The organism is Corynebacterium sp. HMSC064E10, assembly GCF_001812505.1.
Classification (GTDB): Bacteria; Actinomycetota; Actinomycetes; order Mycobacteriales; family Mycobacteriaceae; genus Corynebacterium; species Corynebacterium amycolatum.
Genome location: NZ_KV809173.1, coordinates 485831 through 497966 on the forward strand (window position 1 = coordinate 485831; position 12136 = coordinate 497966).

The 12136-nt window shown below is 58.9% G+C and carries 11 protein-coding genes; 3 read left to right on the forward strand and 8 right to left on the reverse strand.

Annotated features, from left to right (window positions below; genetic code table 11):
• The first annotated feature begins 61 nt into the window (after positions 1-61).
• Entirely contained in the window at positions 62-1138 is a 1077-nt protein-coding gene (locus HMPREF2860_RS03945; RefSeq protein ID WP_239392944.1) for a glucose dehydrogenase, read from the forward strand.
• Positions 1139-1150: 12 nt separating this feature from the next.
• On the opposite strand, the gene gatB is transcribed toward HMPREF2860_RS03945, so the two are convergent.
• Positions 1151-2659: an Asp-tRNA(Asn)/Glu-tRNA(Gln) amidotransferase subunit GatB gene (gene gatB, locus HMPREF2860_RS03950; RefSeq protein WP_049181176.1), complete on the reverse strand. Its 1509-nt coding sequence runs from the start codon at positions 2657-2659 to the stop codon at positions 1151-1153.
• A 53-nt stretch (positions 2660-2712) separates the two neighbouring features.
• Between gatB and HMPREF2860_RS03955 the strand changes: the two genes are divergently transcribed.
• Entirely contained in the window at positions 2713-3546 is an 834-nt protein-coding gene (locus tag HMPREF2860_RS03955; RefSeq protein ID WP_070628611.1) for a class I SAM-dependent methyltransferase, read from the forward strand.
• A 26-nt stretch (positions 3547-3572) separates the two neighbouring features.
• On the opposite strand, the gene HMPREF2860_RS03960 is transcribed toward HMPREF2860_RS03955, so the two are convergent.
• The 7 genes from HMPREF2860_RS03960 to gatC all read right to left on the reverse strand — a co-directional run bounded on the left by HMPREF2860_RS03960 (position 3573) and on the right by gatC (position 11207).
• Positions 3573-5036 (reverse strand): YkvI family membrane protein, encoded by a 1464-nt coding sequence (locus HMPREF2860_RS03960; RefSeq protein WP_038628536.1) that lies wholly within the window; start codon positions 5034-5036, stop codon positions 3573-3575.
• A 143-nt stretch (positions 5037-5179) separates the two neighbouring features.
• Entirely contained in the window at positions 5180-6211 is a 1032-nt protein-coding gene (locus HMPREF2860_RS03965) for an ATP-dependent 6-phosphofructokinase (RefSeq protein WP_038628534.1), read from the reverse strand.
• A gap of 53 nt (positions 6212-6264) precedes the next feature.
• A complete protein-coding gene (locus tag HMPREF2860_RS03970) occupies positions 6265-7389 on the reverse strand; it encodes an ABC transporter substrate-binding protein (RefSeq protein WP_038628532.1) in 1125 nt (374 codons plus the stop codon).
• 10 nt (positions 7390-7399) lie between these two features.
• Positions 7400-8200, reverse strand: a complete 801-nt coding sequence (locus HMPREF2860_RS03975) for an ABC transporter ATP-binding protein (protein ID WP_038628530.1) — start codon at positions 8198-8200, stop codon at positions 7400-7402.
• Positions 8201-9268 carry a FecCD family ABC transporter permease gene (locus HMPREF2860_RS03980; protein ID WP_370547363.1) on the reverse strand — a complete coding sequence of 356 codons (1068 nt, stop codon included), beginning with the start codon at positions 9266-9268 and terminating at the stop codon, positions 8201-8203.
• A gap of 115 nt (positions 9269-9383) precedes the next feature.
• Positions 9384-10898 (reverse strand): Asp-tRNA(Asn)/Glu-tRNA(Gln) amidotransferase subunit GatA, encoded by a 1515-nt coding sequence (gatA, locus tag HMPREF2860_RS03985; protein ID WP_049181171.1) that lies wholly within the window; start codon positions 10896-10898, stop codon positions 9384-9386.
• Positions 10899-10913: 15 nt separating this feature from the next.
• Positions 10914-11207 (reverse strand): Asp-tRNA(Asn)/Glu-tRNA(Gln) amidotransferase subunit GatC, encoded by a 294-nt coding sequence (gene gatC / locus HMPREF2860_RS03990; RefSeq protein WP_005509328.1) that lies wholly within the window; start codon positions 11205-11207, stop codon positions 10914-10916.
• A 227-nt stretch (positions 11208-11434) separates the two neighbouring features.
• Here gatC and HMPREF2860_RS03995 point away from each other — a divergent pair, with 227 nt between their 5' ends.
• Positions 11435-12100, forward strand: coding sequence for an ACT domain-containing protein (locus HMPREF2860_RS03995; RefSeq protein WP_038628526.1), 666 nt, complete (start codon positions 11435-11437; stop codon positions 12098-12100).
• Positions 12101-12136: the final 36 nt, after the last annotated feature.

The window sequence follows — 12136 nt, forward strand, 5'->3', positions numbered from 1 at the left end:
ACTACTGCCTCACTTTTGGCCGCAGGCGTGGCCGTAAAACGAGGCTGTATTGTGTATGCCTATGGGATTCCACCTCGTCCACACCAGCAGTGCACAGGCTCGCGCTCGCGGGCGGCATCGTCGTACTGCGCTCGCTGCTGGTGTCGTCGGGATGGTCTCTCTTTCCGGCTGCATGAGTGCCTCGAGCGCGCTTGAGTCACCGTTTACTGAAGACAAGTCGGAACCGACAGGCATTGCCATGCCGAAGTTTTCCTCCCCTGATTTGCCCTCTACCCCGGTCCCAACCACGGAAAGCAAAGCCAAAGACAAAGGTCCCTGCGACCTCGACGATGTCACTCTCGCGGCCTGCCTACCGCTTACCACCGCGCTAGCCTCAACCGGCCCTGGGGAGGCTCTCGTCGCCACCGACGACGGTGCACTCACCGTTGTCGCACCGGGTAAGACACCGCGTGAGGTCGCACGGCTCGGCGCCCCTGCAAAACAACTGCTGCCCAGTCCCTCGGTTGAAGAGGACCGTCAGGTCTTTGTTTTGCGTAACGACGACACCATTGCGCGCGTCACCCTCGTGGAGGGCAGCACCGCTGATGTGCGCGAACTTCCGGACCTCAGCGAGCCCGGCATTCTCGGAATCTATTTTGACCGAACTTCGGACACCCTGTCCCCGCGCAAATTGCTCGTGGGAGATCCAGGCATTGAGTTTCAGCAGTTCTGCCATGGTCCGGACGGAATGCCGCCGTTGGCAACCGCCATTCTCGACGGCACCCCACAGCTGGTTCAGCTCACCGGCCCTGTGATTAATCCCCTCGGCGGTGTGGACCTGAACGATTCCATCGGTGGATGCGCAGTGATGGGTGACCGCGTGGTCATTGCCATCCCAGACGCGCAGAAGGTCATCTCCATGCCGGTGGGTCCGAAGTCAAGTGGGCCCGACGCGGCGTGGGAGGTCAAGGGTTCCCCTGAAGTGCTTGTCGACGGCGACTTCGGCCACATCTCGTATGTAGCGGCTGTCGCAGCAAATCAGGGTATTGAAGTTTGGGGTGCCACGACCAACAAAACCGCCGGGGCACAACCGTCGGAGTCCGACGAGCGCGTCGTCAGACTGCCGAGCGATGGTGCCGCCGGCGGTTCCCCGGATTAGCTTTCAGGGAGGCTAGCTCAGCTTCTTCGCAATCAGCTGGTTGACCTGAGCCGGGTCTGCCTTGCCGCGGGTGGCCTTCATGACCTGCCCCACGATGGCACCGACGACCTTCTTGTTGCCAGCTCGGTACTTCTCGACGATGTCCGGGTTAGCAGCCAGTGCATCGTCGACGGCCTTCTCAATAGCACCGTCGTCGCGAACGACCTCCAGGCCACGGGCAGCAACGACCTCATCAACATCGCCCTCGCCTGCGAGCACGCCGTCAACGGCCTTACGGGCCAGCTTGTTGGTCAGCTTGCCCTCTTCAATCAGTGCAATCACACGTGCAACCTGTGCCGGGGTAATCGCGAGCTCAGCCAGCTCCACGCCTGCCTCGTTGGCCTTCTGCGCCAGGTAAGCGACCCACCAGGAACGAGCCTCAGCCGGGCCGGCACCAGCCTCAACGGTGTCGACAATCAGGTCGAGAGCGCCGGCGTTAACCAGGTCGCGCATTTCCTCGTCCTTCAGACCCCACTCTTCCTGAATACGGGCACGACGCACCCACGGCAGCTCCGGCAGAGTTGCGCGGATTTCCTCCACCCACTCACGCGGCGCAATCACAGGTGGCAGATCCGGGTCGTTGAAGTAGCGGTAATCCGACTGCGATTCCTTCGGGCGGCCCTTGGAGGTCGTGCCGTCGGTCTCCTGGTAGTGGCGGGTTTCCTGAACGATCTCCTCGCCATTAGTAATCGCAGCAGCCTGGCGCTGCATCTCGTAGCGAACAGCCTGTTCAACCGACTTCAGGGAGTTGATGTTCTTAGTCTCGGTACGAGTGCCGAACTCCTCCTGGCCGATTGGGCGCAGGGAAACGTTGGAGTCCACACGCATCGAGCCCTGGTCCATGCGGGCATCGGAGACACCGAGGGACTTCACCAGGTCACGCAGCGCAGAAACGTACGCACGAGCAACCTCTGGGGCACGCTCCCCTGCACCGAGAATTGGCTTAGTAACGATCTCAATCAGCGGAATACCTGCGCGGTTGCAGTCCACCAGCGAACGCGTGGCGCCGTGAATACGACCATCGGCACCGCCCAAGTGCGTCAGCTTGCCGGTGTCCTCTTCCATGTGAGCGCGCTCGATTTCGACACGGAACTCCGTGCCGTCGTCAAGCTGAACGTCAAGATATCCGTCGTAGGCGATTGGTTCGTCGTACTGCGAAATCTGGTAGTTCTTCGGCTGGTCCGGGTAGAAGTAGTTCTTGCGCGCGAAGCGGGAGGACTCAGCAATCTCGCAGTTCAGCGCCAGGCCAATCTTGATGGCCCACTCAACGCCCTGACGGTTAACCACGGGCAGCGCGCCAGGTAGGCCGAGGCTGCAGGGATCGACGTTGCTATTCGGCTCGGCACCAAAGTGCGCCGAAGAGGGGGAGAACATCTTGGTATTCGTCGAGAGCTCGACGTGAACCTCCATGCCCATTACCGGATCAAAACGTTCGAGGACCTCATCAAAGTCCATCAAGTCATCAGCGTATGCAGCGGTCATGTTTGTAGAGTCTACTAGCGATGGCCCCGCAGGCGTGCCCTAGGGTATAAGTCGTGCCCGGAGTTAACGAACACCCACCGATTCCACCGACGTCAGCACGCGAAACGCCAACGTTCCGTGACGCCGCTGACCGCTACCGCGCAGGCGCTACTTTCGACAACGACCTGCAAGAAAGCGATGACGGCGCCTCGGGCTACCACCGCGTGCGTCCCGGATATCCTCCAACCGTCAGTGAAGCGCTTGCCCGTCTTGCACCGCGCCCACAGGTAGTCGCCGATATCGGCGCCGGCACGGGAAAGCTCACCGCCTCGCTTGCCGACGTCTACCGCGATGCCACCCTGCTGGCACTCGATCCCTCCACCGCTATGCGGCAAGCACTGATGCACAATGTGCCAGCGGCGGAATGCCTGGAAGGCACTGCGGAGCACACGGGACTGGAGTCCAACAGCGTCGATGTAGCAACATGTGCGCAGACGTGGCACTGGGTCGACCCGACAGCTGCCAGTAAAGAACTCACTCGGGTGCTACGCGCGGATGGCGTGGCTATGTTGGTGTGGAACACCTTGGATGTTTCCGTACCGTGGGTGCATCGGCTCAGCCGCATCATGCACGCCGGCGACGTGTTGCGCCCCGGCTTCTACCCCGAGGTTGGCCCGGAGTTGGAATTAATCGATGAGGTACGTCTGGCCTGGGAGCAGACACTGACCATCGAGGACATCGTGCTGCTGGCACGAACCCGTTCTTATTGGCTTCGTTCCAAGCCCTCCACTCGCGCCAAGGTGGAGGCGAACTTGCATTGGTATCTCCACGAGCACTTGGGGCACACATACGAAGAAGGCATCGCCCTTCCCTACCGGTGCGATGCCTTCTATTTTCGAGCCACCTAAATTTTCGAGCCGCCTAGTCGCGCTAGTTACTTTTCTTTCTTCGGCTTAGGGTGAGCCACACGCTTCAATGCGTTCTTAGTCTGTCCGGCAAGCTTCTTCGGCGCAGTAGCCGTGACCTCGCCTGGGAAGGAGTCCCTCGCGGTCTCGCGAGGATTGTCCTCATCGGAGGCTTCCTCGATTTCGGAAAGTTTCTCCAGGCGCTCATTATCCTTTTCTACGATGCGCTCGGCGTCATCCTCGGTGAATTCAACATTATCGTCGCTAACCAGTTCCTCGACGATGTCGTCGCGGACGCTCTCCTGAAGATCGACGTTGGAAATGTTGGAGTTGGCCAAAGCGCGGTCGAGCTTCTTCTGATCGGCGGTGGTGAACTTCTTGTTCGGATGCATCTTCCGGCGTGCGAGCTTACGGATACGGCCGCGACGCTTCGACTCCTCCATCAGCTTGTTACGTCCAGCCAGGTACGCACCACACAGAATCACGATAAGAGCGATACCGACGTAGCCAAGGGCCGGGTAGATGGAGCCAACCAGGGCCTTGAAACCGAAGAAGCTCAATCCAAAACCAATCAGCACCGTCACGATGAATACCAGTCGGAAACGCTGCGGAGTATTGCGTGTCAAGCGGCGACCCAACGCGTAGAACATACCGATGGCGGTATTGAAAATCATGGCGTAGATGATGATCGCCATCACCGTACCCAGAACCGGATGAATTTCATTGACAATTGCCAGAGTCGGCATATCCTCATGGCCAACGGACTCGACCTTGAAGAAGAGGGCAAAGGTCACCAACGTCAGCAGACCTGCGTAAATGGTGCCGCCCATGAGACCACCGATGCCAGCTTCACGCGGGTTCAGGTAGCTACCGCCAATGACGATGGACATCGATACGGCCACCATCACGCAGAAACCAACATAGTTCAGGGCAGAAACAGACCAGTGCGGCAGCGAGGTCGACAGTTCAGTGGTGTACTGCGCGGCCTCCGACATCGAAGTATCGGTGGTGAACAAAGTGTAGATACCGGCTCCCAGCAGGAACACGATAATGAATGGAGTGATCATGCCGATCACTCGGCTGACCTTGTCCGCATCCAGCATGCCTACACCCAAAGTCAGGGCAACCATGATGACGGCGCCGATCCACACCTCAAGTCCGAATTGCTGATTCAGGTTCGCACCGGCACCGGCGAACATGACGAAGCCGGTACAGAACAGCGTGATCATCACGGCGATGTCCAGAATCTTCGAAACCCAATTGCGGGTGATTACGTCGAAGACCTCGGAGTGCTCATCAGCCTGCAAGTAACTGGCAATTGACAGTACCGCCAAACCACTGGCAATCATCACGACGGAAGCGAGTACAACGCCCCACAAGCCGTTAGTGCCAAATGCCACGAAGTACTGCATCATTTCCTGGCCGGATGCGAATCCGGCACCGACAGTTAGGCCGACAAAGGCCATCGCGATTGTTGTGGCTCTTTTCCACATAACGAAAAAATCCTAAATATAAGTCTATTTTTCAAAACCGGAACCTTACAAAGCATACTGCCCGAGCTGGTGATTGATACACCAGCTCGGGCAGTATGCCTATTTTGTTACGAAGATGTGCCTAAATGTTTAGCAACGCGTGCTTAACCAAACAGCGCAGCAGCGGCACGGTAACGGCCATCCGGCACAACCTTCAACTCAGCAACCGCATCGTCGATGTCGATACGCTCGATGTTCTCACCGTGCAGAGCGACAATCTTGCCGAAGTCCCCCTCGTGTACTGCTCGGGTGGCATGGACACCGTAGCGGGTAGCTAGCACGCGGTCGTACGCAGTCGGCGTACCGCCACGCTGAATGTGGCCCAGAACCGTGGTGCGAACGTCGTACCCGGTGCGCTTCTTAATCTCCGCGCCAATGACCTGACCAATACCGTTGAAGGTCTGGTGACCAAACTGGTCAACACCGCCCTCTTCGTACTCCATGGTGCCCGGCTTCGGGGTGGCGCCCTCAGCGACGACGATAATGCCGTACTTCTCACCCATCTGGAAACGGCGCTCCATCGACTTCACAATCTCGTTGATGTCGAATGGCTTTTCCGGAATGACAATGTGGTGAGCACCGCCGGCCATACCCGCATGCAAAGCAATCCAGCCCACGTGTCGACCCATGACCTCAACAATCATGACGCGCTGGTGGGATTCCGCAGTGGTGTGCAGACGGTCAACCGCGTCGGTGGCAACAGCCACAGCCGTGTCGAAACCGAAGGTGTAGTCCGTACCGTTGACGTCATTATCAATAGTCTTCGGAACACCGACAACCGGCACCCCATTGTCCGAAAGCCACTTGCCGGCCTTCAGCGTACCTTCGCCACCGATTGGGATCAGGGCATCGATGCCCGCATCAGAGAGATTTTCCTTGATGCGGTCGAGGTTAGACATGAGAATGTCCGGATGCACGCGGCCGGTGCCCAGCATCGTGCCGCCACGCAGCAGCATGCGGTCAATCCGCTCATCGTCGTAAAGCTGGACCCTACGGTCTTCCATAAGACCAATCCAACCGTCCTCAAAACCGACGACGGTTGAGCCGTACTCGCTCGAGCTGGTACGGACAATTGCACGGATAACGGCATTCAGACCGGGACAATCTCCACCGGAGGTAAGGGTCGCAATTCGCATGATGCCCACCTTAGTCGTGTTAGTCAGTTCGTGCTTGACGGCCTTGGTCGAAACTACTTCTGCAGGTACTCCTGCCCTGGTAGCTCGGACGGTAGCTCCATCTTCGTCGTCACCTCCGATGTCGGCAGAAGACCATATTCCTCGAGCGTCTTGCGCACGTACTCTGCGGCATCGACGTTCAGCGGAGACTCCGTCCACAATGCAATCGGTAGGTTAATAAAGCGATTCTCCTTGACCGCCTCGAGATCCTTCGTTGCCGGATTCGTGCGCAGAACCTTGATCTTCTCTTCAAAGGTCTGACCCGGATAGTCCACAATCGCGATGAAGTCTGGATTCATCTCCGCGACATGCTCCCAGGAGGTCGTAGTCCAGGTGTCCTTAATCGACTCGGTCGCATTGGTCGCACCAGCCTTGTCCAGGATGCCCTGCGGGGCACCAAAGGAACCCGAGGTAAACGGGGCGTCACCAGCAGAGTCAAAGAGGAAACCCACCGGCTTCTTGTCGCCCTTCGGTGCGGTATCCAGGGCATGTAGACGGTTATCAATATCCGCAATAACCTTGTCGCCCTCACCGTCGTGGCCAGTCAGGGTAGCGATGTTCTTCAGATCAATTTTGACAGCTTCCCACGGATCCACCAGACCACGAGTATGCCCCGGGTCGCCACTGCCTTCCTTGCCCGCCGAGGCTGCGTCACCAGTGCGGCAAGATTCCGTCAGGGTGTAGGCGCCGATACCGTGCTCGGAAAGCGATTCCGGGGTAATACCCTTATCCTCGCTAAACCCATAGCCCCATCCCGCCAGCATCACATCCGGCTCGGCCGCAATAACTTGCTCCAGATTCGGGTACTCCTTCGCGACCTCCGGCTTCTGCGCGATTGCATCGCCGTAAGCTGCGGTCAACACCGGCAGATGCGAGGCCATAGAGCTCACCGCTGTGATCTCATCCGCAGCCCCCACCGCCAGCGCCAGCGAAGCAATATTGCCGTCATTGATTAGCAGTTTCTTAGCCACACCCGGGTAGCTAACTTCTTCACCGCAGTTGGTGAGAGTAAGGCCTGACGACGAGGCCTGCGTTCCCTCATCAGAGCCACAGGCGGCGGCTCCGAATGCCAGAGCAGCCACAGCGATACCAGCTGCTGAGGCACGAAGAGGACGTCGGAAAGTGTGTCCGTAATTCATGGGAATACTCCTAGTTGATGGTGACAGCATCCAGCTCGCTATCGATTGCGAGGTGGCGGCGGCCAGCGGGGGAATTGAGCTGACAGGATTCAACCTGAAAGATTTGGGCGACAAAGTCGCGGGTAAGCACTTCTGTGGGAATGCCGTCGGCCGCGATACCGCCGTCCGCGACCACGATGACGCGGTCGAAGTGGTTCATCACCAGGTCCAAGTCGTGGATCGCGGCAATGACACACGCTCCGCTGGAGCGGGCCAGACGGAGGACGGATTGTTGATGGCGCACGTCGAGGTGGTTAGTGGGCTCGTCGAGAAGCATGATTGGCGAGTCCTGGGCGATGGCACGCGCCAGACACACGCGACGGCGTTGCCCACCCGAGAGTTGCCCACACAGGCGTTGCGCAACCGCTTCCAACCCCACGAGCTCCAGCGCACGGTCGACGTGGGAATTGTCCTCGGCAGTGTTGCCACCAAAAAGGCGCTGGTAGGGCAAGCGCCCCAGGGAGACAAAGTCGCGCACGCGCATTTCGGCGGGTGGAACCTCGTTCTGCGCGACGAAAGCCAGATCGCGGGCGCGGTGCTTCGAGCTGATTGAGCTCATCGATTTGCCGTTAATCTCAACCTCGCCCGTGGCCGGTTTCGTGATTCCACCGAGCGCACGCAGCAACGTGGATTTGCCCGCGCCGTTAACACCGATGATGGCGGTCATGGGTTCTGCACCGAAGTTGAGGTTGACTCCGCTGACAATGGTGCGCCCAGCGATATCGCAGCGCACATCTTTAGCGGCGAGTACAGATTTTTGTGGGGCGCTCATTTACTCGGCACCTCCGTAGCTGTAGTGCGAACGGCTCATGAGGTATAGGAAAAGTGGTGCACCAACCAATCCCGTGACTACTCCCAGCGGCATTTCCTGGCTTCCGCCCACTACGCGCGCGATGATGTCCACCCAGATGAGAAACAGTCCACCCATGAGTGCAGCAACCGGTAGGACAACGCGGTGTGTGGCCCCTACCAAGATGCGGGTCAAGTGTGGAATCACCAGGCCGACAAACCCGATGCCACCCGAGACCGCAACAAGCGTGCCAACGAGGACAGCCTGGAGCACAAATACCTGTGTGCGTAGCCGAGAAACGTCAATACCTACGGCCGCTGCAGTGCTCTCACCAGTTGCCAACGCATCCAGATGACGGGCTTTGACCAGGAAAAACAACAGTACTGCGATGAGGACAATGAGCGGGAAGAGCGTCTTCAGCCATGTCGCACCGGCAACAGAGCCCAGCATCCAAAACATCACGGACTGCGCGGCCCTCGGGTCTGGCCCAGCGAAGACCATGAAGCTACTCAGCGCGGAAAACGCAGCGGAGAGCACAACGCCAGAGAGCACCAAGCGCAGCGGAGTCAGCCCACCGCCTGCAGTGGCGAAAGCACCGACTGCGAGGGTGGCCATGACTGCACCGAGGAGTGCGCCGAATGTCAGCGGCGCGATGGGGCTACCGGAGAAAGCACCAAAGATAATCACCGCGGTCGCACCAGCGCCGGCGCCGGCAGAAATACCTAGCAGATACGGGTCTGCCAACGGGTTACGGACCAATGTCTGCATAGCCACACCGGAGACAGCTAGCCCCGCCCCTACAATCGCTGCGAGAATTCCCCGGGGAGCGCGGAGGTTCCAGATGATGGTGTCCGAACTGGCGGGCACAGATTCATCGAGCTCAGTGCCGAAGATGTGATGCGAGATGACCTGTGTCGTGGTGGACCAGGTGATATCCGCCGAGCCGAAGACCACCGCAGCGACCAGACTGACGGCAATGGCTATGACAATGACCAGCCCATAGATCCACGGCATAAACCGCGGTGGGTTTTTAAATCTAACTCTCTCCATGTTTGCGTTCCTGCGCATGTATGAAACTCTCCCCGACACGACAACAACCGCCGCTCTCCCACTTCAGTGAGAAAACGACGGTTGCAGAAAACCGACTAAGGCTTATTGAACGCTTTTATGCAATCGAGCCGCGAACCTTTTCGTAGGCAGCGCCGACCTTGTACAGACGATCATCACCGTGGCGCGGAGCCATAATCTGCAGGCCTACCGGCAGGCCGGTGTCTTCAGCCAGGCCCGACGGCACGGACATGCCACACATGCCGGCCAGGTTGAGCGGCAGAGTACACAGGTCGAACATGTACATGCTCAGCGGGTCGTCAACCTTCTCGCCCAACTTAAACGCAGTGGTCGGAGTGGTCGGCGAGATCAGGACATCCACCTGTTCGAAGGCCCGCTCGAAGTCCTGCTGAATCAGGGTACGGACGCGCTGTGCCTGGATGTAGTAGGCGTCGTAGTAACCGACCGATAGCGCATAGGTACCGATGATGATGCGTCGCTTAACCTCATCGCCGAAACCAGCGGCACGGGTCATAGCCATGACCTCATCGGCCGAGTGCGAACCGTCATCACCAACACGCTGGCCGTAACGCATGCCGTCGAAACGAGCCAGGTTGGAGCTGACCTCACACGGCAGAATCAGGTAGTACGCGCTCAGTGCGTGGTCGAAGTTCGGGCAATCGACCTCGACCACCTCTGCGCCAGCTTCCTTAAGCTTGTCGACGGCCTCGTGGAAGCTGTCCAGTACGCCGGCCTGGTAACCCTCGGTGCGGTCGAACTGCTTGACGATGCCGACCTTAACCCCCGTGAGGTCACCGGTAGCACCTTCCTTGGCAGCAGCAACCACATCGGCAATCGGCTGCTCCGTGGAAGTCGAGTCATTCTCGTCGTGACCAGCAATGATTTCGTGCAGCAGCGCGGTGTCCAGAACGGTTCGCGCGGTCGGCCCACCCTGGTCCAACGAGGAGGCACAAGCGACCAGGCCGTAGCGGGATACCGTGCCATAGGTCGGCTTCACGCCGACCGTTGCGGTCAGAGCTGCTGGCTGACGAATCGAGCCACCGGTGTCAGTACCGATAGCCAGCGGAGCCATACCGGAAGCCAGCGCCGCGGAAGAGCCACCACCGGAACCGCCTGCGGTGCGCTCAACATCCCACGGGTTGTGAGTCGGGCCGTAAGCGGAGTTTTCAGTCGACGAGCCCATGGCGAACTCATCCATGTTGGTCTTACCCAGGATTGGGATGCCAGCTGCACGCAGCTTGGCAGTAACCGTTGCGTCGTAAGGGCTCATGTAGCCCTCGAGCATCTTGGAAGCACAGGTGGTCGGCGCATCGGTGGTAGTGAAGACATCCTTCAGTGCCAGCGGAACACCGGCCAGCGCGGAGGCCGGCTCCTCGCCAGCATCCAGCGACTCATCGACCTTGCGAGCTGCAGCCAGGGCCTCTTCGGCACCGACGTGCAGGAATGCGTGAATGTCCTCATCAATTGCCGCGATACGGTCGAGGAACGCCTGGGTGACCTCTACCGAGGTCAGCTCACGAGCGTGAATCTTCTGTGCGAGCTCGAAAGCGCTCAGCCCCAGAATCGGGTCCTCAGCAACAGCGGCATGCAGATTCGGGTTAGCTGCAGTCATTTCTTCCACGTACTCCTACTCGCCGAGAATCTGGGGAACTTCAAAGCGCTGGCGGTCCTGCGACGGCGCCTGGTCCAGCGCCTGCTCCGCAGTCAGCGTCGGCTTGACGACGTCCTCGCGCATCACACCGGACAGCGAAGAGGGGTGACTCATCGGTTCCACATCATCCGCAGCCACCTTTTGAACGGCCTGGACGTGGTTAATAATGCCGTCGATCTGACCGGCGAACTCGTCGAGTTCCGCGTCAGTCAGAGCCAGACGGGACAATCGCGCTAGGTGTGCGACCTCATCGCGTGAGATAGCTGGCACGCTAGTACCCCTTTCATTTCTTCGTACGAAGCTAGTGCACAGAAGTTTAGTTGAAACTGATTTTGAACCGCGCGAGCGGGCTGTACTTGCCAACAGTAGTCGTTATCGTTGAGTCGTTGTCCGCAGGGTCTTACATTTCAGAGGTTTACCCTGTAACCTAAATCACTACTTCTATAGTTACACCGCAAGAATCACTCTCAATTATTCGAAAGGTTGTACACACAGCCATGAGTTACCTCCTTCGCATCCAGCTTCCCGACGAACCAGGCGCACTTGGCTACGTCGCGGCTGCCCTGGGCGAAGTAGAAGGTGATATTCGCAGTGTCGACGTCGTAGATTACGGCGCTAATGGCGTTGTTGTCGACGACATCGTGGTTGACCTGCCTATGGGCCTGCTCCCAGACACACTGATTACAGCGGCTCAGTCCATTAGCGGAGTGGAAGTCGATTCAATTAGACCTTTCTCCGGCTCGGTTGACCGCCGCGGACAGATTGCGCTGCTGGCCAAGTTCTCACAGCACACGAAGAACTTGGATCGTGCCCTCGGAGATGTCGTCGACGGCCTGCCTCAGACTATGACTGCAGGCTGGGCTATCGTCCTCGGCGAACAGAGCGATGGCCACTGGGTGCGTCGCGCTTCCTCTACCGCTGCTCCAGAGGATAACGGCCGGACTCTGCCGGAAGCCCCGATTGACTCGCCACGAAACCTGGATCCGGACGAAGAAACGTGGCTGCCGGAGGACTGGACGGTTATGGACTCCTCCATTGCCGCTACTCCAATGGGCGAGGGTCTGGTTCTCGTTATTGGCCGGCCCGGCGGGCCGGACTTCCTGCCAAGTGAGGTTGAGCACTTGGGACGTATTGGCACGATTGTCGGCGCGATTATCGACTAGCAGCGACTAGTGGGCTGCTCCCTTCTGCTCGAAGCT

Bases quoted from the DNA above. Each gene is read 5' to 3' on its own strand.
- HMPREF2860_RS03945 (WP_239392944.1), top strand. From the start codon at position 62: ATGGGATTCCACCTCGTCCACACCAGCAGTGCACAGGCTCGCGCTCGC.
- gatB (WP_049181176.1), bottom strand. From the start codon at position 2,659: ATGACCGCTGCATACGCTGATGACTTGATGGACTTTGATGAGGTCCTC.
- HMPREF2860_RS03960 (WP_038628536.1), bottom strand. From the start codon at position 5,036: ATGTGGAAAAGAGCCACAACAATCGCGATGGCCTTTGTCGGCCTAACT.
- HMPREF2860_RS03965 (WP_038628534.1), bottom strand. From the start codon at position 6,211: ATGCGAATTGCGACCCTTACCTCCGGTGGAGATTGTCCCGGTCTGAAT.
- HMPREF2860_RS03970 (WP_038628532.1), bottom strand. From the start codon at position 7,389: ATGAATTACGGACACACTTTCCGACGTCCTCTTCGTGCCTCAGCAGCT.
- HMPREF2860_RS03975 (WP_038628530.1), bottom strand. From the start codon at position 8,200: ATGAGCGCCCCACAAAAATCTGTACTCGCCGCTAAAGATGTGCGCTGC.
- HMPREF2860_RS03980 (WP_370547363.1), bottom strand. From the start codon at position 9,268: ATGGAGAGAGTTAGATTTAAAAACCCACCGCGGTTTATGCCGTGGATC.
- gatA (WP_049181171.1), bottom strand. From the start codon at position 10,898: ATGACTGCAGCTAACCCGAATCTGCATGCCGCTGTTGCTGAGGACCCG.
- HMPREF2860_RS03995 (WP_038628526.1), top strand. From the start codon at position 11,435: ATGAGTTACCTCCTTCGCATCCAGCTTCCCGACGAACCAGGCGCACTT.